The 19,753-nt window shown below is 39.6% G+C and carries 12 protein-coding genes; 7 read left to right on the top strand and 5 right to left on the bottom strand.

Annotated features, from left to right (window positions below):
- Window positions 1–89 precede the first annotated feature (89 nt).
- Window positions 90–1,010 (top strand): hypothetical protein, encoded by a 921-nt coding sequence (locus tag CA265_15570; GenBank protein ID ARS40995.1) that lies wholly within the window; start codon window positions 90–92, stop codon window positions 1,008–1,010.
- A 26-nt stretch (window positions 1,011–1,036) separates the two neighbouring features.
- Here the strand turns inward: CA265_15570 and CA265_15575 are convergent, their stop codons facing one another.
- From CA265_15575 to CA265_15585, 3 genes are all read right to left on the bottom strand, one after another.
- Window positions 1,037–2,806: an antibiotic ABC transporter ATP-binding protein gene (locus CA265_15575; GenBank protein ARS40996.1), complete on the bottom strand. Its 1,770-nt coding sequence runs from the start codon at window positions 2,804–2,806 to the stop codon at window positions 1,037–1,039.
- Between the two features lie 509 nt (window positions 2,807–3,315).
- Window positions 3,316–4,068: a tRNA pseudouridine(38-40) synthase TruA gene (locus CA265_15580; GenBank protein ARS40997.1), complete on the bottom strand. Its 753-nt coding sequence runs from the start codon at window positions 4,066–4,068 to the stop codon at window positions 3,316–3,318.
- A gap of 71 nt (window positions 4,069–4,139) precedes the next feature.
- On the bottom strand, window positions 4,140–6,629 hold the full coding sequence (locus CA265_15585) for an alpha/beta hydrolase (GenBank protein ID ARS40998.1): 2,490 nt from the start codon (window positions 6,627–6,629) through the stop codon (window positions 4,140–4,142).
- A gap of 277 nt (window positions 6,630–6,906) precedes the next feature.
- Here CA265_15585 and CA265_15590 point away from each other — a divergent pair, with 277 nt between their 5' ends.
- The 6 genes from CA265_15590 (at window position 6,907) to CA265_15615 (ending at window position 15,359) form a co-directional block, all read left to right on the top strand.
- Window positions 6,907–7,374 carry a hypothetical protein gene (locus CA265_15590; protein ARS40999.1) on the top strand — a complete coding sequence of 156 codons (468 nt, stop codon included), beginning with the start codon at window positions 6,907–6,909 and terminating at the stop codon, window positions 7,372–7,374.
- A gap of 7 nt (window positions 7,375–7,381) precedes the next feature.
- Window positions 7,382–8,008 carry a hypothetical protein gene (locus CA265_15595; protein ID ARS41000.1) on the top strand — a complete coding sequence of 209 codons (627 nt, stop codon included), beginning with the start codon at window positions 7,382–7,384 and terminating at the stop codon, window positions 8,006–8,008.
- A gap of 374 nt (window positions 8,009–8,382) precedes the next feature.
- Window positions 8,383–10,284, top strand: coding sequence for an ATP-dependent RNA helicase (locus CA265_15600; protein ID ARS41001.1), 1,902 nt, complete (start codon window positions 8,383–8,385; stop codon window positions 10,282–10,284).
- 295 nt (window positions 10,285–10,579) lie between these two features.
- Window positions 10,580–12,421, top strand: a complete 1,842-nt coding sequence (locus CA265_15605) for an alpha-L-fucosidase (protein ARS41002.1) — start codon at window positions 10,580–10,582, stop codon at window positions 12,419–12,421.
- A gap of 155 nt (window positions 12,422–12,576) precedes the next feature.
- Window positions 12,577–14,163: a bacillithiol biosynthesis cysteine-adding enzyme BshC gene (locus tag CA265_15610; GenBank protein ARS41003.1), complete on the top strand. Its 1,587-nt coding sequence runs from the start codon at window positions 12,577–12,579 to the stop codon at window positions 14,161–14,163.
- Window positions 14,164–14,273: 110 nt separating this feature from the next.
- Window positions 14,274–15,359, top strand: a complete 1,086-nt coding sequence (locus CA265_15615; protein ID ARS41004.1) for a malate dehydrogenase — start codon at window positions 14,274–14,276, stop codon at window positions 15,357–15,359.
- A 257-nt stretch (window positions 15,360–15,616) separates the two neighbouring features.
- Here the strand turns inward: CA265_15615 and CA265_15620 are convergent, their stop codons facing one another.
- Together CA265_15620 and CA265_15625 are read right to left on the bottom strand one after the other, a co-directional pair.
- Window positions 15,617–18,289, bottom strand: coding sequence for a beta-1,3-glucosyltransferase (locus CA265_15620; protein ARS41005.1), 2,673 nt, complete (start codon window positions 18,287–18,289; stop codon window positions 15,617–15,619).
- 6 nt (window positions 18,290–18,295) lie between these two features.
- The gene (locus CA265_15625) at window positions 18,296–19,720 is read right to left on the bottom strand and encodes an alpha-L-fucosidase (protein ARS43016.1); all 1,425 of its coding nucleotides are present in this window, start codon (window positions 19,718–19,720) and stop codon (window positions 18,296–18,298) included.
- Window positions 19,721–19,753: the final 33 nt, after the last annotated feature.

A 19,753-nucleotide genomic window follows, 5' to 3' on the forward strand; every position in this document is an offset into this window, starting at 1 on the left:
CCATAAGTACAAACTTTATGAATGGCAAATTGTAAGGTTTTCAATGTTTATTCTATTTTTGCTTCACTAATCCAAATCAAGCCCTCAAAATGAAGTCTTACCCGATCCTGCTGAAATTATTATTACTCCTACTACCATTTTTATCAGTTGCACAAAGTGAAAAAACAGAGTTAGATATTTATCCCCATTGGGAAAAAGATGAGGTCCATAAAATTTCACTTAAAAGTACCACAACCGATATTGCTAACAAAATATCTATTCAATACATATCTAATTTTGATGCAAATTTCAGGGTAGTAGAAAAGAACGAAGATGAACTTTTAATTGAATGGACTTTTACAAATGCTAAACTGGCCAGCAAGGATAAGATTATAGAAAATGTTCTACTTGCCAGTCTGGTAAACAAGAAAATCAGCATAAAATTTTCGGGCTATGGGAAATTTATTTCTCTTGTTAATGAGGATGAATTAAGAACTGTTGCAGATAAAACTATCGATAAATTGATGGCTACAACCTCCGATCCAAACTACAAAATATTGCTTAATAGTGCTAAACGCCTGATTTCTACTCCACAAGGCATTGGATCAGCAATTTTAAAGCCCATAAAGTTTTACCACTATTGTTTCGATCACAGCTTTAAGCTTAATGAAGAAGTTGTAAATAATGTTCTTGTTCCTAATGCTTTAGGCGGAGCACCTTTTAATGCAATAGAAAGAGTTAAATGTACTGATATTGATCAGCAGAAATCCATCTGCAGAATTGAAAGCAGCAAAATCGCAGATGGTGTGGCTTTAACTAAAGCGGTAAAAGATTTTTTTATAAAAGGCAATAAAAACGATGCAAAAACAATAGAAAAGCAATTTAAAAATATTGATTATGAAGTTTCAGAATCTACGGCACATGAAATAAATTTCAAGACAGGAACTATTTTAAAAGCATCTTTTAAAAGAAAAGTAAACCTAGGTGTGTACAATAGGACATCGCTAAATGAAATACAGTCTATTGATTAGCATATAAATCAATAATTTGGAATAAATTAAACTTTAGCTATTCCTTTGGACGAGAATTGCAGATCGTAAAGCTTTTTATAGTAGCCATTTAGTTTTAACAACTGCTGATGTGTTCCTTTTTCTTTGATCTCTCCTTTATCGAGCACAATAATCTGATCGGCCTTTTGAATGGTGGATAAACGGTGAGCAATTACGATGGAGGTTCGGCCTTCCATTAAATTATCAATGGCTTTCTGGATCAGTAATTCGGTTTCGGTATCAACTGATGAGGTAGCTTCATCTAAAACCAAAATAGCCGGATTGTGCACCAGCGCACGGATAAACGAAATTAATTGTGCCTGTCCTGCCGAGAGCGTAGCGCCTCTTTCCATCACATTGTACTGATAAGCACCAGGTAAACGTTCGATAAAATCGTGTGCACCAACTTTTTTGGCCGCATTAACTACTTCTGCTATCGTAATTTCAGGATTATTAAGGGTAATATTGTTTAAAATGGTGTCTGAAAATAAGAAAACATCCTGCAGCACGGTAGCAATGTGACTTCTCAGGTAATCGAGGTCAAAATCTTCAATGCGGATACCATCAACCGTAATATCCCCTTTTTTCACTTCATAAAAGCGGTTCAGGATATTGATGGTAGAAGATTTACCTGCCCCGGTTGCTCCAACCAAAGCAACGGTTTCGCCAGCTTTTACTTCAAAGCTGAGGTCTTTCAGCACATAATTTTCATCATTGTAGGCAAACCATACCTTTTCGAATTTAATATTTCCTTCTAATTTTGCAGGCCTTTGTGTTCCCTCATTTGGTGTGGTCTCATCAGTATCTAAAACTTTAAAAACACGTTCGGCACCAACCATACCCATCTGCAGGGTATTAAACTTATCTGCCAGCTGGCGGATTGGCGTGAACACCATACCCAGGTACATGATAAACTGGGTGATGGTTCCGGGTGTTACATCCAGGGGTTTGGAAAGAATGCTTTTCGCGCCATACCATACCAATAAGCCCAGCGACATGGCCGAGATTAACTCTACTACCGGAAAAAAGATAGAATAATACCAGTTAGAACGGATATTGGCATCGCGATAACGTTTATTAATCGCGTAGAACTTTCTGTACTCCTGTTTCTCTCTTGCAAAGTATTGAACGATAGAAACACCTGTAATGTGTTCCTGTAAAAAGGTATTCAGGTTAGAAACCTCATTCCGAATTTCCTGAAAGGCCACTTTAATCGCCTGCTGAAATTTCCGGGTAGCCATAATCAACAAAGGAATGGGTAAAAGCACCACCAAACTCAATTGCCAATCGGTGTATAACATTACGCACACAATTACTACCACCTGCAAACTATCGCCAATCATGGAGATTAAACCTTCCGAAAAGATATCAGCAATGGTTTCCAGGTCTGAAACTGTTCTGGTTATTAATTGTCCGATGGGTGTTTTATCGAAAAATTTAAGGCGGAGTTTGGTAATGTGGTTAAAAACATTGATCCGCAGGTCGCGGATAACCGATTGCCCCAGGGTATTGGTTAAAAGCGTATGGTTATACTGGATCAGTGTCTGTAAAATCAACATAAAGACCATCAGCATGGTCATGTTGACCAGCCCGGAGTAATTCCCTGCTAAAATATAATGATCGAGTGTATACTTAATTAAAAACGGACGTACGGGAGAAATGGCCGCGAGCAGAATGGTTAAAATAACCGACCATACAAAAACAGCACGGTAAGGCTTTACGTATTGAAAAATACGTTTCAGTAATCCGGTGTTGTATACGTCGCCTGTAACTGCCATTTTTAAGGTTTAGGGTGTAAGGTTTAGGGTATAAGGCCTACACTGTTTTAAAATTTTAAATTATACTATCTTTTTGTTGTAATTCACTTTTTTTATGGCGGTTGCTGCACCTTCCACCTTAAACCCTTCTACCTTCTACCTTATATAAGGTTTAGGGTATAAGGCCTTACACTGTTTTAAAATTTTAAATTATACTATCTTTTTGTTGTAATTCACTTTTTTTATGGCGGTTGCTGCACCTTCCACCTTAAACCCTTCTACCTTCTACCTTATATAAGGTTTAGGGTATAAGGCCTTACACTGTTTTAAAATTTTAAATTATACTATCTTTTTGTTGTAATTCACTTTTTTTATGGCGGTTGCTGCACCTTCCACCTTAAACCCTTCTACCTTCTACCTTATATAAGGTTTAGGGTTTAAGGTCCTACGTATCTTACACAAATTTCAATAAAGGAAAAGTTTATCTTGTAAAGCGGTCGCCAAACCTTTTACCTCACACCTTTAACCTTCTACCTTATATAAGGGTATTCTATCTTCACTAAGTACAAACCGCAGGCTGGCACCGATTGTCCGGCGTTACTGCGGTTTTTACTTTCTATTATTGCTTTAAAATCCGTTAAATTTATTTCCTTTTTACCAATCTGCACCAGGGTACCCATAATAGCCCTTACCATGTTCCGTAAAAAGCGATCGGCCTGAATGGTAAAAACCAGTCCATCTTCCTGTTCTTCGAAAACGGCTTTGGTTACTTTGCAATTATTGGTAAAGGTTTGCGTATTTGACTTACTGAAGCACGAAAAATCGGTATAATTTAACAACAATGCTGCAGCGCTATTCATCGCTTCTCTATCCAGTTGATCTTTAACCAACCAAGATCGGTTAAGTTTAAAAGGATTTTTTTCGAAGTGAAGATAATATTTATAAGCACGGGCAGTTGCATCAAAGCGGGCATGGGCATCATCATGCACGGGTATTATTTTTTTTGCAGCAATTTGATAGGGCAACATGGCATTGATGCCCGTTACTGCGTTTAAAACTTTTGCCTCTTCTACACCTTCCACATCAAAATGCGCATAAAAATCAGTGGCATGTACGCCGGCATCCGTTCTGCCGCAGCCCAATGTTTCGATAGCTTGCCTAAAAAAAACAGACATAGCCTTATCTAACAATTCCTGAACGGTAATTGCATTAGGTTGTGTTTGCCAGCCATGGTATAAGCTGCCATCATAAGCCAGTTGGATGAAATACCTTTTTTTACTCAAAGCGATGCAAAAATACTTTTTTCCTTTTATTTAGAAGGAAAGCACTTCACATTTATTCGTAATAGCCCTCACTAAGGTTTAGCGGTATTTTTTTCGTCAAACTGCCATTTATTATTGTAAAAACCAGCCAGCTTAATGCCTTTACTTCCTTCTTTAGGTAACTCAGACGAAAATATCATAAAATCAGGGAAACCGCTGCCGCCGGCAAAATACTGGTTGGCATAAGCAGCTTTCATGCCGGTTACTCCGGTGCTGGCCACTACGCCGATTAATAATTTGTTATCCTGTTGTGGCCAAATGTAATATGCTGCTAAATCATCTCCTTTCCAGCTGCCTTGTCCTGTGGTTATTTGCGAATTGCTTACCTGTATCGGGCAATCTTTCAGTAAGGTTTTCCAGGCTGTATTATTTTCGGAATTTCCGTACAAAATAATATTACGCCCCTGGTATTTTGATGCCGAAAATTCTTTATCCATGATGATATCAATTGCGCCGTTACCACGGTAATACCAACTTTCAGCATCGTATTTGGCTTTATTTAAATTAGCCTGATTGGCTTCAGCACTGCCTTTTGTGCCCACTACAAAAACCATTTTATGATTAAATGCTTCTTTAAAAGTGCCATACCGCAACGGGTTTTTATCTCTTTTATCAATTTTGGTAATAATTTGCCATGCCTCGTTATTTTTCTCTAAAAACAGGGTATCATTAACACTTTGTGTGGTATAATTAATTACGGTTAAGCTATCTAAAGTAATTTTCACAGGTGTTTTTGCACCAAAATCGGTTAAAGCCAATTTTAAAAGGGCAACATTTTCAGTTTTACCCACAATGCTTGATAACTTCCTGTCTCGCGTTAACATGATGCGGCTATATTGTAAAGGCTGCGTTTGCTGATAAATAGTGGCCCAGCGATAAGTAGCCGAAATCCCAGGACTTGATGTTGTAAAATCAATGCGGTTTACCGCCGAATCGGTAGCAATAGTATGCCACTTAAAAAAATTAAAAATAGGTGGCCAATCTACACTTTGATCGCCAAACCAGTGTTCACCTCCGGGATATTCGTAATAACTAAAATCGGCATGGAAGCCTGAAAGCAATTTCTTCATTTGTCTGGCGTAACTAACAGGAACGACCTTATCGGCATCGCCATGCAAAATATAAACACCTAATGGGGTATAATTGGTTGCCAGTTTCGGAACATCGCTTTGATTACCCGCTCTTAACAGCATTCTTTCCACTATATTTTTACTGCTATCCGGAATTTTACCATCGGCAGAACCATAATCTTTTAGCGAAGCATAACCTGCAGCAGGTGCAATAGCCGCCCATTTATCGGGATAAGTGGCTCCTAAAAACCAGGTGCCGTGCCCACCCATAGAATGACCCGTGAGGTAAATCTGTTTATCACTTGGTTTAAACTGATCTTTAGCCAATGCCAACACTTCTAAAGCGTCCTGGCGACCCCAGTCTTCCCAATTAAAACCACGTGGCCTGCGGTTAGTGGCCGCCACTACTGTTCCCCAATCTTTAGATTTATAAGCTTTTGCCTGACCAATGGCTTCTACACCAGCGCCATGTACCGACAGAAATAATGCTGAATTTGGTTTCCAGCCGTTAAGTTGCGGGGTAACCGCGAAATACTGCAAGCTGCCATCAATTTTGCTGATAAAAGTCTGTTTATGGGTTGATGAATTGGCCAAAGCTTCAATTACAATCGTTTTCTGATCAACACTTGTTTTGTTCTGCAACAGTTGTATTTCGAGGTTATAATTACCTGGTGTGCTTATGGCGCTTGCATCTAATTCAAAAATTACTTTCCGCATGCTCAGTTTTGCAACGCGCGAAATGGCTATTTCCTGCTGTTTGCCATTTAAAACGGTTTTGATATGCAAATCGTTAAAATCTTTTAAAGAAGAATTACTTACCGTTAATGCCCCCTTCAGCACACCATTTGCCTGATTGAGCACAATGCTGGGCAAGGTCACATCATCTGTGTGGAGGAGTAATTTTTTAGCGTTGACAATAATCATGGGCAAGATACTGGCACCTCTTACAAAAAGTTCGTTTACCCCTTTTTTTAATTGAACCGGAATATTCATGTAACCTGATGCATAAGGGTCGCCCATGTGCGGTGTACCATTGAAAAACAAACTATTACCACCAATTACATTTAAAATGGCGGTTTGTTCTGTAGGAGAGGTATAAGTTATGTAGATATAATCAGAACCTCTATCTATACTGCCCGGATTGAGGAAAGGATTATTTGTTGTTTGAAAAGATCTCCTCGAAAATGCACTAAAACGCCCGTTAGCATCTGCTTTAATAGCTTTCCACAATACTTTTTGTCCATCTTTACCTGCTGAAAATGCTACGTTTTCGGTTGGCTTTTCTAATTTTCCATTAGCCATTTGCCAGGCCAGCAAATCGGTATAAGTGGCTTCACGGCCATAGCGGGTTCCGCTGGCTACCGTTAATGCATTTTCAAATTTAAGGGTATCTTGTGCAAAGGTGTTTGCTGCAGCAAGTAAGAACACTAGAAAAAGTAAGTTTTTTAGCATAAATCGTTTTATTAGTCTGGTTGATCAAAGTTAATCGATTTAAAAGACTGCCATCGTAGAACTGTTAGATGTAATACCTTTTTTACTCAAGGCGATATATAAATACTGATTATGGAGCCAAATGCTGAATCGCGCGTTGAGCGTTTGGCGTTCTGCGGAAAATATTGATCAAAATAGCAATTCATACTCCTTATTCATTCCTGCTCCTATCCGGAAACTTTAATCTTTCTTTCTTTTCTCAAAAAAGGCTAGATTTGTTCTCATACATTTTTCATTCATGATACAAAGAATACAATCGATCTGGCTTTTTTTAGCAGCATTAACCTTGGTTTTAATGTTGTTTTTACCCATTGCAACTAAAAATAGTGCCGGAACAACATCAGCGGTATACACTACCGGTTTATATCAAACTTTAACCATTAAAGCGGGTGTAAGTCTTAAAACCCAATCTTTTTTACCTCTAATCATTACCAATATCGCTGTTGCATTTATTTGTTTAATGAACATCTTTAATTACAAAAGAAGAAGTTTTCAGAAACGCATTGCGATTATATCAATTGTATTAATTGGTGGTTTTGCCTTTTGGTGCAGCGTTTATGCCAAAAAACTGCCAGGTGGTATTGAAGGTGCCAGTTTCGGTGTTGGCGCTTATTTGCCTGCATTAGCTATTTTATTTATTGTACTGGCTATTTTCGGCATTAATAAAGACGAAAGGTTAATCCGTTCGGCTGAAAGGTTAAGATAACTTGCTTATGGCTTACAGAAATACATTTGCTGTTCTTATTATTTGTCTCTGTTTTTCGTGCAAAAAAGGCGGAAGCAAAGCAGAGATAAATTTCCCCTTAATGCTGCAAACCGAAAATCTGGTCAAAAAATCGGATACACGTTTATTTACAGCAAACGGCGAAATAAAAGACCAGAATATCATTAAGCAATTTATTAAAAACGAAAGTAGCTTTATTATACCAGATCATTACGTTGCAGATGGAAGCAGTCTGTTTTTTTCAGCTAGCGATGCGGCAACAATTGACGGAAATGTAAATTATACGGTAGTAAAAGAAGGCGATTTAATACTGTTCTACTCGCCAAAAACCGTGTTAACCAATAATCTGCTCGTAGACCAGATTTTTAAATACCGCGCACCAATAAGTCCTATTCCAACTCAGAATGGATACAACTACATTACACAGGAAGTAAGGGTTGCCCGGGGAAATTATGATCAATTTTCATTTTCAAGAACGGTATTTTTGCTAAAACGCGGAACCATCTCAAAACAATCGGGAATTGCATTTAACGATATTGCCGATGACGTTGTGACCAAACTGAGTGCTCAGGATACGCTCGCGTATTTAGAAACCGCACTCATTATGGCTCGTTAAAGACCATCTAATAAAACCGTTTGATGATCCTGATGCGGTAAACTCAAATTTTTACCTCCAGCCCTGCCAACTAAACCCGGTTGGAGTGAAAATCCTTTTGAAACCTGAAAGGTTTAAAAAGATTGAAACGGAAAACGGGACTGATGCAACCTAAGCCCCACTGCAGCCGCTTTCCAAATAAAAAGCAACTGTCTCTATTACAATCACGACCTCAACTTAAACCAGCCCCATCCCACCTTTTCCATCATCCATCTTACATCCACTGTTACTTCCTTATTTTCAAATATTTAGCTTAAAAAACTATTTACTTGATTATCTGTGAAATACGGAATATTAACCGTACCTTTGCGGCTCAATTAAAAATAAAAAGACGAATGACAAACCCATTTCAATTATTGGGGATAAGTGATGACGTCGTTAATGCCGTAAAGGATCTTGGATTTGAAACTCCAACACCTATTCAGGAGCAAAGTATTCCTGTACTGTTAGAAGGCACTAATGATTTTGTTGGTTTGGCCCAAACAGGAACAGGAAAAACAGCCGCATTTGGTTTGCCGCTGTTAGAACTAATCGATTTTAAAGTTAATAAACCACAGGCATTGATTTTATGCCCTACCCGTGAGTTATGCTTGCAAATCGCTAACGACCTTAAAAACTTTTCTAAAAACGTTGCTAATGCCCACGTTGTTGCCGTTTACGGTGGCGCGAACATTATGCAACAACTACGCGAAATACGCCAAGGCGTTCAGATCGTAGTGGCCACGCCCGGCCGTATGTTGGATATCATAGGCCGTAAAGCCATTGACTTCACTAACGTTAAATATGTTGTGCTTGATGAAGCTGACGAAATGTTGAACATGGGTTTCCAGGACGACATTAACGACATTTTATCAACTACTCCTGATGACAAAAAAACCTGGTTATTCTCGGCTACCATGCCTGCAGAAGTTCGCCGTATAGCTAAAAACTACATGGATAACCCTGTTGAATTAACCATGGGCACAAAAAATACAGGTAACGTAAACATCGAACACGAATATTACATTGTTCGTGCACGTGATAAATATGCTGCCTTAAAACGTATTGTAGATTTTAACCCTGAAATTTTTGCCGTAGTATTTTGTAAAACCAAATTGGATACGCAGGATGTTGCCGAGCACTTAATTAAAGATGGTTACAATGCTGATGCTTTACACGGCGATTTATCGCAACAACAACGTGATAAAGTAATGCAACGTTTCCGTGAGCGTAACATGCAGTTGTTAATTGCTACTGATGTTGCGGCACGTGGTATCGATGTAAATAATGTAACACACGTAGTAAACTATTCTTTACCTGACGAAATTGAAAGTTATACCCACCGTTCTGGCCGTACTGGTCGTGCTGGTAAAACAGGTATTTCAATCTGTATCATCAACTCTAAAGAATTAGGTAAAATCCGCCAGTTAGAGCGCATTATTGGTAAACAATTTACCAAAGCTGAGCTACCTACAGGATTTGACGTTTGTGAAAAACAATTATTCTCTTTAGTACACAAAGTACATAACGTAGAAGTTAACAACGAACAGATTGATCAGTACATCCCTCGTATTATGGATGAATTTGCTGATTTAAGCAAAGAAGATGTAATTAAACGTTTTGCATCTTTAGAGTTTAACCGTTTCTTAGATTACTATTCTAAAGCGCCTGATTTAAACGCTGCAGTTGGCGATGATCGTGGTGCGGACAGAGGCGAAAGAGGTGGACGTGGACGTGGTAGCGAAGGTTACACCCGTTTGTTCATCAACTTAGGTTCTGTAGATGAGTTTACCCGTGGCGATATGTTATCATTTATCTGTAACAACGGTAAAATTGGTGGCAAAAGCGTTGGTAAAATCGATCTAAAAGGTGTTTTCTCTTTCTTTGAAGTAGAAGACGATGTAGCTGACAAAGTTTTTGAAGGCTTTAAATCTGTTGAGTTTAACGGACGTCAGGTACGTATCGAGAAAAGCGGAGACGGTGGTCGTGGTGAAGGTGCTGGCGAAAGACGCGGTGGCGGTGAAAGACGTAGCGGTGGTTTCGGCGGAGAACGCAGAAGCGGCGGTGGCGGTGGTTACCGTGGCGGAGGCGACAGAAGAAGTTCTGGCGGTGGTAGCGGAAGACGCGAAGGCGGAAACAGCGGTGGCGGTTTCAGAGATTTCTCTGGACGTAGCCGTGACGACAAAGGTGGTAACACCGGAGGCCCACGCAGAGAAGGCGGAAACCGTGAAGGCGGTGAACGCAGAAAAAAATGGTAAATCACTAAACCAAATATTTTACAGCCGTCCCGATTTTTCGGGGCGGCTTTTTTTTGTTTAAAGAATTTGTTGATTTATGGCATCGTCATTTCGAACGAAGTGCAACGTAGTTGAGAACCACGAAGTGCTCAGCGAAGCTAAATCTATAATAGATCTCTCTCCCGAACATTCGGGACTACGCTACAGTCGAGATGACGATCGTTCTATAAAAACTCATGATATAAAACCGCAGCTTTTCTACTTAAATCAGCCTGCAAAATATTATATTTATCGTTTATCTGTACAACAAAACAATATGCGTTTTTTAAAGTTTTTCTTCCTTTTATTACCACTATTTGTAGTTAATAATCTTTCTGCCCAGCAAAGCAGTTCAAGCCAAAAAATGCAATGGTTTGCCGATGCCAAACTGGGTATTTTCATCCATTGGGGTATTTATTCAGTTAATGGCATTTCCGAATCGTGGTCGTTTTTTAACAATTACATTAACCACGATGCTTACATGAAACAGCTTAATGGTTTTACGGCAGCAAAATATAAACCTGAAGAATGGGTAAACCTGATTAAAGAAAGCGGTGCCAAATACGCGGTAATTACTACCAAACACCATGATGGCGTGGCCCTTTGGGACAGTAAAGCTCCTTTAGCCACCACAACCTTAAAAAATAGTGCTGCAAAAAAAGATTTAATCACGCCGTTTGTAACTGAACTCAAAAAGTCTGGTTTGAAAACAGGTTTATATTTTTCATTACCTGATTGGAGTTATCCGGATTACGATGGTTTTACCCGCGACAGAAAACGTTACGATTATAAACAGGATGCACCACGTTTTACAAAGTTTCAGCATTATTTCCAGGGCCAGTTAAACGATCTGTCGGCCAAATACAATCCCGATTTATTATGGTTTGATGGCGATTGGGAGCATAGCGGCGAAGAATGGCAGGCCAAAAACATATTGACAAATTTACGCAAGGTAAACCAGAACATCATTATCAACTCCCGCCTCAACGGCCATGGCGATTACGATACACCAGAACAAGGTGTCCCGGTGGTAAAACCGAGTTCACCAGAGTGGGAACTTTGTTATACCATGAACGATTCATGGGGTTATCAACCTTACGACAATCACTATAAATCATCAAATATGATTATCCGCACCCTTGTTGATTGTATCAGCATGGGCGGCAACTTATTGCTTGATATTGGACCAAAAGCTGATGGAACTATTGCACCAGAGCAGGTTAAAATTTTAAAAGATTTAGGCCGCTGGACAAAAAAACATGGCGAAGCCATTTACGGAACACAAACCGGCATCACTAAAAAACATTTCAATGGAAAAACCGCACTTTCGAAAGATAAGAAAACCCTTTTCCTTTACCTCGATTATAAAACGAATGAAGGCATTGTGCTAACAGGTCTAAAATCAAAAGTAAAAAACATGCAATTAGTTGGCGGCGGTCAGGTAAAATTCGCCAACATTAGCGCTTCAGATTATGTTTTCAATATCCCTTCAACTGATTTTGATCAGGATGTAACCGTAGTAAAAGTAAATTTTGATGAGCCTGTTGCGCTTATTGAAACCGAAAATGAAGCCATTTCATTAAAATATTTATTTACAGCAAATAATAAACAGCATGCTGCTGCTTACAAGCTGAAACAGTTAGCGGCCACGTTGGATAAGGGTATCAATATTTTTAACGAAACCAATTTAGCGGCAGATGGGATGGATTTCAACGCGAATATTAAACCTCTTGACCAAACCGTGAACAATTGGGTAATCAAAAATGCGGAGGCCTTATACAAAACAACAGAAGGAATTCCGGCAGGACATTACCAGGGTAACACCGCACTTTCTGCCGATAAACAAACCCTTTATTTATTTGTAGAAGGTACACCAACCGGCCCAATTGCGATTAAAGGCTTAAAAAACAACATCAGCAGGATCAGGATTGTAGGTGAAGGCACTATGCTTCCGCACGAAATTTATAACAAACTGTACTGGAGCAAAATACCGGGGATTGTTTACATTCCGGTGCCTAAAGATAAACTAGATCCCGAATTAACAGTAATTGCGGTGCTTTTAGATAGCCCGATTGATTTGTACCGTGAAAAAGTTGGCGCGATTGAAAGCAATCTTTAATATTTTCTATCCTAAAGATCCCTCGACTCCGCTCAGGATGACGGCTATATGGAAATTCCGTGATTCTGTGCTTCCGTAGCAAAAAATTATTTAACAATTGTAAAATAGTGGCGCGACTTTACGATTATCCTTAAATTGCATTACTTTCGCACATCATGCAGGCAAAATATATCTCATATCAGGAAACCGGATCATTTTCAAAACTGGTTTTAGATTATATTAACGACGAAGAACAGCTTAAAGCTTTTTATAGTTATCGTCCTGATATGGAGGGCCTGGCCAAAGCAATTGAGCATCGAAATTTTTCAGGGAACAGAGAAACTTTAGTTAAGGTTTTACAAGATCAGTACCAGCATTTACAGCCCAACAAATCAGTTACCAAAAATATAGAACTTTTAGGCTCGGCAAATACCTTTACGGTTACAACCGGCCACCAGCTGAACCTTTTTACCGGGCCACTTTATTTTATTTACAAAATTGTAACCACCATTAATTTAGCCATCGAGTTAAAAATGGCCCATCCTGATCAAAACTTTGTCCCGGTTTATTGGATGGCAACAGAGGATCACGATTTTGATGAAATTAACCATGTAAGTGTTGATGAAAAGAACATCAGCTGGATACAACAAACCAACGGTGCCACCGGAAGATTAAGTACCCAAACCGTTGCCGCAGCAGTAACCGCATATAAGGGTTATCTTGGTATCTCTAAAAACGGGAAACGGATTGCCAAGTTAGTGGAACAGGCCTATTTGCAACACGATAATTTAGCCGATGCCACCCGGTTTTTGGTGAACAACCTGTTCGAGAAATATGGTTTGGTGATTGTAAATGCAGATGATGCCCAATTAAAAAAACAATTCACGCATATTATTACCGAAGATATTATTCAGCACAACAGTTCGAAAAATATTGAAAAGAGCTCGAAAAATCTGGAAGATTTAGGTTATAAAACGCAGGTGAATGGTCGTGATATTAACTTCTTTTACCTGATTGATAATCTCCGCGAACGCTTGATTTTTGAAAATGGCAAATATCTGGTGAATCATACCGATATCAGTTTTACCGAAGAAACACTAAAAGCAGAAATCGAGGCACATCCTGAGCGGTTTAGCCCAAACGTGGTGATGCGCCCCATGTACCAAGAAGTTATTTTACCCAACCTGGCTTATATTGGTGGTGGCGCAGAAGTAGCTTACTGGATGCAGTTAAAGGCAAATTTCGACTTTTACCAAGTTGATTTTCCGGTTTTACTCTTGCGTAATTCGGCTTTATTGATTGATAAACGCAGTGCCCAGAATTTATATCATTTAGGTTTCTCTCTGGAAGATATTTTCTTACCTGTTGAAGAACTAAAAAATATTTGGGTAAAGCGTAATACCACGGCATTGTTGAGTTTAGCCGATGAAACCAGAGCCATTAACAGCATTTTCGATCAGATTAAACTAAATGCCTATAAAATCGATAAAACGCTTTCTGTTTCTACTGATACGGCAAAACAACGAACCAATCATTTATTGGCGAACCTGGAAAAGAAACTATTCCGGGCCGAGAAAAGAAAACATGAAACTGCATTACTGCAGATAGACAATGTAAAGAAAAGGCTTTTCCCGAATGGAACACTGCAGGAAAGAATCTTGAATATTGCGCCCATGTATGTGAATTACGGCGAAGATTTTCTTTCTTCGTGTATAGAAAACTTCGAACCACTAGGTGGCGATTTTACTGTATTATTACCATAATATTAGTCCTAAGTCCCGAGTCGGAAGTCGATAGTCGACAATCCGAAGCTAAAACTCTTGATACCTGCTACTAAATACTATCAACTTGTTACCCAAACTTGATACTTAAAATGAACTTCATCACTTTTACCGAAACCAATCTCAGGGCTTTTACTTTTAACGTTTTTAAAAAAATGGGCTGCTCTGATGAACACGCCAATTTAGCAACCGATGTATTGATCCGCTCAGATTTACGTGGCATCGACTCTCATGGTGTTGCACGTTTAAGTGGCTATGTACGCCTTTGGGAAAAGAAAAGAATCAATGCCACACCTGATATTAAAATCGTACACGAAACGCCTACCACAGCCACAGTAGATGGTGATGCAGGTTTAGGGTTGGTTGTAGCGCCTTTCGCGATGAAAGTTGCCATCGAAAAAGCAGAAAAGTACGGTAGCGGATGGGTATCGGTTAAAAACTCCAATCACTTTGGAATTGCCGGTTACCATGCTTTAATGGCTGTAGAAAAAGATATGATCGGCATTAGTATGACCAATGCAAGCCCCCTGGTGGCGCCTACTTATGCCAACGAACGTTTACTGGGCACAAATCCGATGTGTTACGCTTTTCCGGCCGGAAAATATCCGCCTGTAATTGTAGATATGGCTACTGCCGCAGCAGCAAATGGCAAATTGGAAATTGCCCAACGTGCCAATAAAAGTATTCCTGATGGCTGGGTTCAGGATAAAAATGGTGAAAATTCTACCGATCCAAACGAATTAAAAAATGGCGGTTCACTTTTACCTTTGGGTAGCGATAAAGACCATGGCAGTCATAAGGGTTATGGACTGAGTGCTACGGTTGATATTTTATCAGCAGTACTGTCTGGCGCCAACTATGGTCCCTGGGTGCCTCCTTTTGTAGCTTTTTTAGAACCATCGGCAAATCCGGTTGGTGAAGGATTAGGCCATTTTTTAGGCGCCATGCGTGTTGATGGCTTCAGACCGGCTGCAGACTTTAAAGATCATCTGGACAATTGGGTAGAACGCTTTAAAAGTGCAAAAACGATAGATCCTGACAAAAAGGTAATCATCCCCGGCGAACCGGAGCATGAATTTGAGCAGGAAAGAAAAATTAGTGGCATTCCATTAATCGATGTGGTAGTAAAGGACCTGAATGAGCTTGCGGTGAAATTGGGTATTGAAGAATTAAAATAGCTTCATGTAACCGCAAAGTACGCTGAGAAGAAAGCAGTAAGTTCGCAAAATTATCATAGCGGCTGGATATGAAGGAGCCGAAGCAATCTTACCACAGTAAAAATAATTTTGCGCTTTAGATTGCTTCCCCGAAAGGTCGGGACAGGCTGTCGTTCCTCCTCGCAATGACGGAATAAAATAAAAAGCCGCAGATTTAACCAAGATCTGCGGCAACTATTACTTGATATGGTTTATACCCAACCATAGGGGGTGTTTTTTTAAGGCTTAACTGTCAAGTTATCTTTTAAATAAAGTGCCTTGCTTGATGATCCGATCATGATTCGATATTCACCTGGTGCTACTCCCCAAACATTATTCATATCGAGTGTTTGAAGTACCTCTTTATCCAGTTTGAATGAAATGACCTTTGCTTCGCCTGCTTTTAAATGTATCCGCTGGAAAGCTCTCAGTGCAAGAACCGGCTGTGCCAATTTGCTTAACAGTGGTCTCATGTACAACTGCACCACTTCTTCACCATCGTAACTGCCTGTATTTTTAAGTTCGAAACTAACTATAGCGGTTTCATTTTTAGCGATACTTTTGCGGTTAAACTTTAAATTGCTGTAAGAAAAGTTGGTATAACTTAACCCATATCCAAATGGAAAAAGTGGCTCGCCGCTTAAGTTATTATAATCATCGCCTCTTCCGGTAGGTTTGTGGTTGTAAACCAGGGGTAACTGCGATTCATCAATCGGGTAGGTTATTGGCAGTTTTCCTGATGGATTTATTTTTCCGAGTAATACGTCTGCAACGGCAGCCCCACCAGCTTCGCCCGGGTACCACACATTTAACACCGCGCTTACTTGATTTAGCCAGGGTTGCATATTGATGGCGCTTCCACCGGTTAATACCACTACAATTGGTTTCCCTGTTTTTGCAAGTTCTTCCAATAACAGTTCCTGGTTACCAGGCAGGTTTAACATCGCGCGATCTAGAAACTCGCCTTCTTTTATGCCTGCAACAAATACGATTACATCGTTATTTTTTGCGGCCTTTACTGCGTCGGTTATTTCGTTTGATTTCCTGATATCATAATCCCAGATCAGTTTGATTTTACCATTTCCTTTAGGTTCAAAAAACTCGACCTTAATTGCATACTCTTTATTTTTCTCGAAATGAAACGGAACTGTCTTTGTACTGAAAGACTTTTTGTCCCAGTTATCGATAATCAATTGGTTATCCAGGTATAATCGGTAACCGTCGTTACCTTCCAATCCGATATTAACCTCAGCATTTTGTGGTACTTTAATTTTACCGCTCCATCTTACAGAATAATCATCCAGCTGGAGTTGTTCATCAGGCGGATATAATGTCCAGCTGAAATTAACAGCCTTGTCATTTACTTCTTTAATGGGTTTCCCTGTGAATTGAAGCCCTTTGTAGTAACTTCCGGTTAATCCTGCTTTTTGATTAACAGATAAGAACTGGCTATCTATTGGAATATAAGATTGCAGCTCGCGGCTACTCCCTTTTAAATAAGTAATCTCCATATTTCCGGATGTTGCACTTTTAAGTCCATCCAAAATATTTACTTTATTATTTCCTGTTCCGCTGTAGCCACCTAACCTGGCTTCAATTGCATCTTCACCTAATAATAGAATGCGTTTGGTATTTTTTAGCGGAAGGGTGTTGTTATCATTTTTTAGGAGCACGAAAGATTTTAAGGCCGCTTCTTTGGCCAGATGATGGTTACTTTGATCGCTTAACATCTTTTCGGCAATACTTTCATCTACATACGGATGTTCGAACAGCCCGAGTTCGAATTTCGCTTTCAAAACCCTGGCAAGCGCATCATCTATTCTCGATTTAGGAATGCTGCCATCCAAAAATGCAGGTAGAAAAAGTTTGTAATGGTTATAATCTACCTGAAAAATTACATCAAGGCCCGCATTAATCGATTGCGCCGTTGCATCTTTATAATCTTTAGCGGTAAAATGTAATACATTCGCCCCGCCAACGGCACCCGCATCAGAAATGACAAAACCTTTAAAACCCCATTCAGTTTTTAATTTAGTGGTCAGTAACCACTTATTTGAAGTAGCCGGAGTACCAAAAACACTGTTATAGGAAGTCATTAACGAACGGATACCCACATTTTTAACCCCATCTTTAAAAGCTGGAAAGTGAATTTCTTCTAAAAAATGTTTATCCATTTCAATCGGATAACTATCGCGACCACCATCGCCAACATTGGCAATAAAATGTTTTGGGGTAACAATAATATTCTGCTTTTCTATGGCATTCATAAATGCATGCCCCAGAACGGTTGTTAGATAAGGATCTTCACCATAGGTTTCTTCTACCCTGCCCCATCTTACATCTGTAGCCATATTGATTACAGGCGCCAGAAGATCTCTCAAACCTCGAGCCCTTGCCTCATGGGCAATAGCCGTCCCGATTTTGGCCACTAAAGCCGTATCGAAACTTGCGGCCAAACCAATTGACTGCGGAAAAGCGGTAGCGCCTTGCCTAACCAAGCCGTGTAAAGCTTCATCAAATGGAATGATGGGGATGCCCAGGCGGGTTTCCTCCACAAAATATTTTTGAATTTTATTGACCTTTTTAGCCAGAGAAAGTCCATCTTCTGAGGTATTGTAGGTTAACATTTGCTGTGCATTACCACTTCCTTGCGCAGCTGCACTTACCTGCAGACCAAAAATCCCATGTTTAAACTGGTCTTTGTTCTTTTCGGTTACATCACCGGGAATCATAAATAACTGCCAGAATTTCTCTTCCGGAGTCATTCTCGAAATGAGGTCTTTTACCCTCAAATCGACACTTAATTTTGAATTTTTATAGGGTAAAGATTGTCCTTTTTTAACTTGCGCAAAAAGGCTGCTGCAAAAAAACAATGCAGGCAATAAGTATAGGTATCTTCTCAGTTTCGGCATTACTAATTAATTGGTTTCGGGCGTAAAAGAAAAAGTCAAGGCTATTTTCTCGTCAGTTTTTGGAAGATTGAAATGTACCTTGCCCTCTTTTAGTGTCCATTTTACCTTTTGACTGGTACTTAAAATGGTAATTGGACTTCCTTTTTTAGGCATACTTCCCTGCCAGGAAATTTCATTACCCGGTGTATTGCCAAGTAAACTAATGCCGTAAATGGTTTTACCATCTTTACTTTGCGTAAACCAGTTTTGCCCATCATGATAATTTTTGGTGATCCGTGTTCCGTATATGGCAGCACCATTTTTACTGGTCCATTTACCTATTTCATCCAGTTTTGTAATGACATCTTCAGGTAATGTTCCATCTGCCTTAGGGCCAATGCCTAAAAGTAAACTTCCACCTTTGGCAACTATTTCTACCAGTTTATGAACCACTTCGCCAGCTGATTTATATCGGTCGTTGGGTACGAAACCCCATGCACCGCCTAAAGTCATACAGCTTTCCCAAGGATAATCCAATTGGTTCTCAGGGATTTTCTGCTCCGGGGTTTGGTAGTTTTCAAACTGGCCGTGTACGGTACGATCTACCACAATTAAACCAGGCTGTACTTTTCTGGCATCAGCGGCAATTTTAGGCATATCAATGTCCTGACTCCAATCGGGAATAGGTGCTCCCCATGAAAGTACTTCTTTATTTACGCTATTGCGCGGACGTACCCATCCTCCATCGAGCCATAAAATATCAATGCTTCCGTAATTATTCATTAATTCACCAATCTGGTTCTGGGTATAGCTTTTAAACTTATTCCAGCGCCATTGGTTCTTTCTGATATCGTAATTGTTATTTCTATCGGCAGTGGCATATTTGTCCCACCAATAATATTGAGAATGCCAGTCGGGTTTAGAAAAATAAGCTCCAATCATAAAGTTTTCTTTGCGGAAAGCATCGAACACATATTTGGCTACGTCTTTTCTTGCATTGGTTGCAAAAGGACCTTTGGCTATGCTATAATCAGATTCTTTGGTATCGAACATGGCAAAACCATCGTGATGTTTGGTGGTAAACACCAGGTACTTCATTCCGGCACTTTTACCTGCCTTAGCCCATTGTTCGGGGTTGAACTTCGTAGGGTTAAATTTTTCGCTTAAACCCCAATACCATTTTTTATAATCTTCGTATTTAATGGTACTGTCTCTGCCAATCCAATCTTCAGAGCAAATGGACCAGGACTCGATAATCCCTGGAACGGCATAAATTCCCCAGTGGATAATCATTCCAAACTTTTTATCCTGCCAGGTATCGAGCTTCTTTTTAACTGCATCATCTTTTGGCCATTCGTAAATCTCCGATTGGGGCATAATGTCGTTCTGTTGAGCAGAAGCATTAAATGCAAATAGAATAAAACAGAAAAGGAAGCAAATTTTTATTTTCATAATTAAGTTGTAAAAATCCCGGCCAAAAATTGG

The sequence above is a fragment of the Sphingobacteriaceae bacterium GW460-11-11-14-LB5 genome, from assembly GCA_002151545.1.
Lineage (GTDB): Bacteria > Bacteroidota > Bacteroidia > Sphingobacteriales > Sphingobacteriaceae > Pedobacter.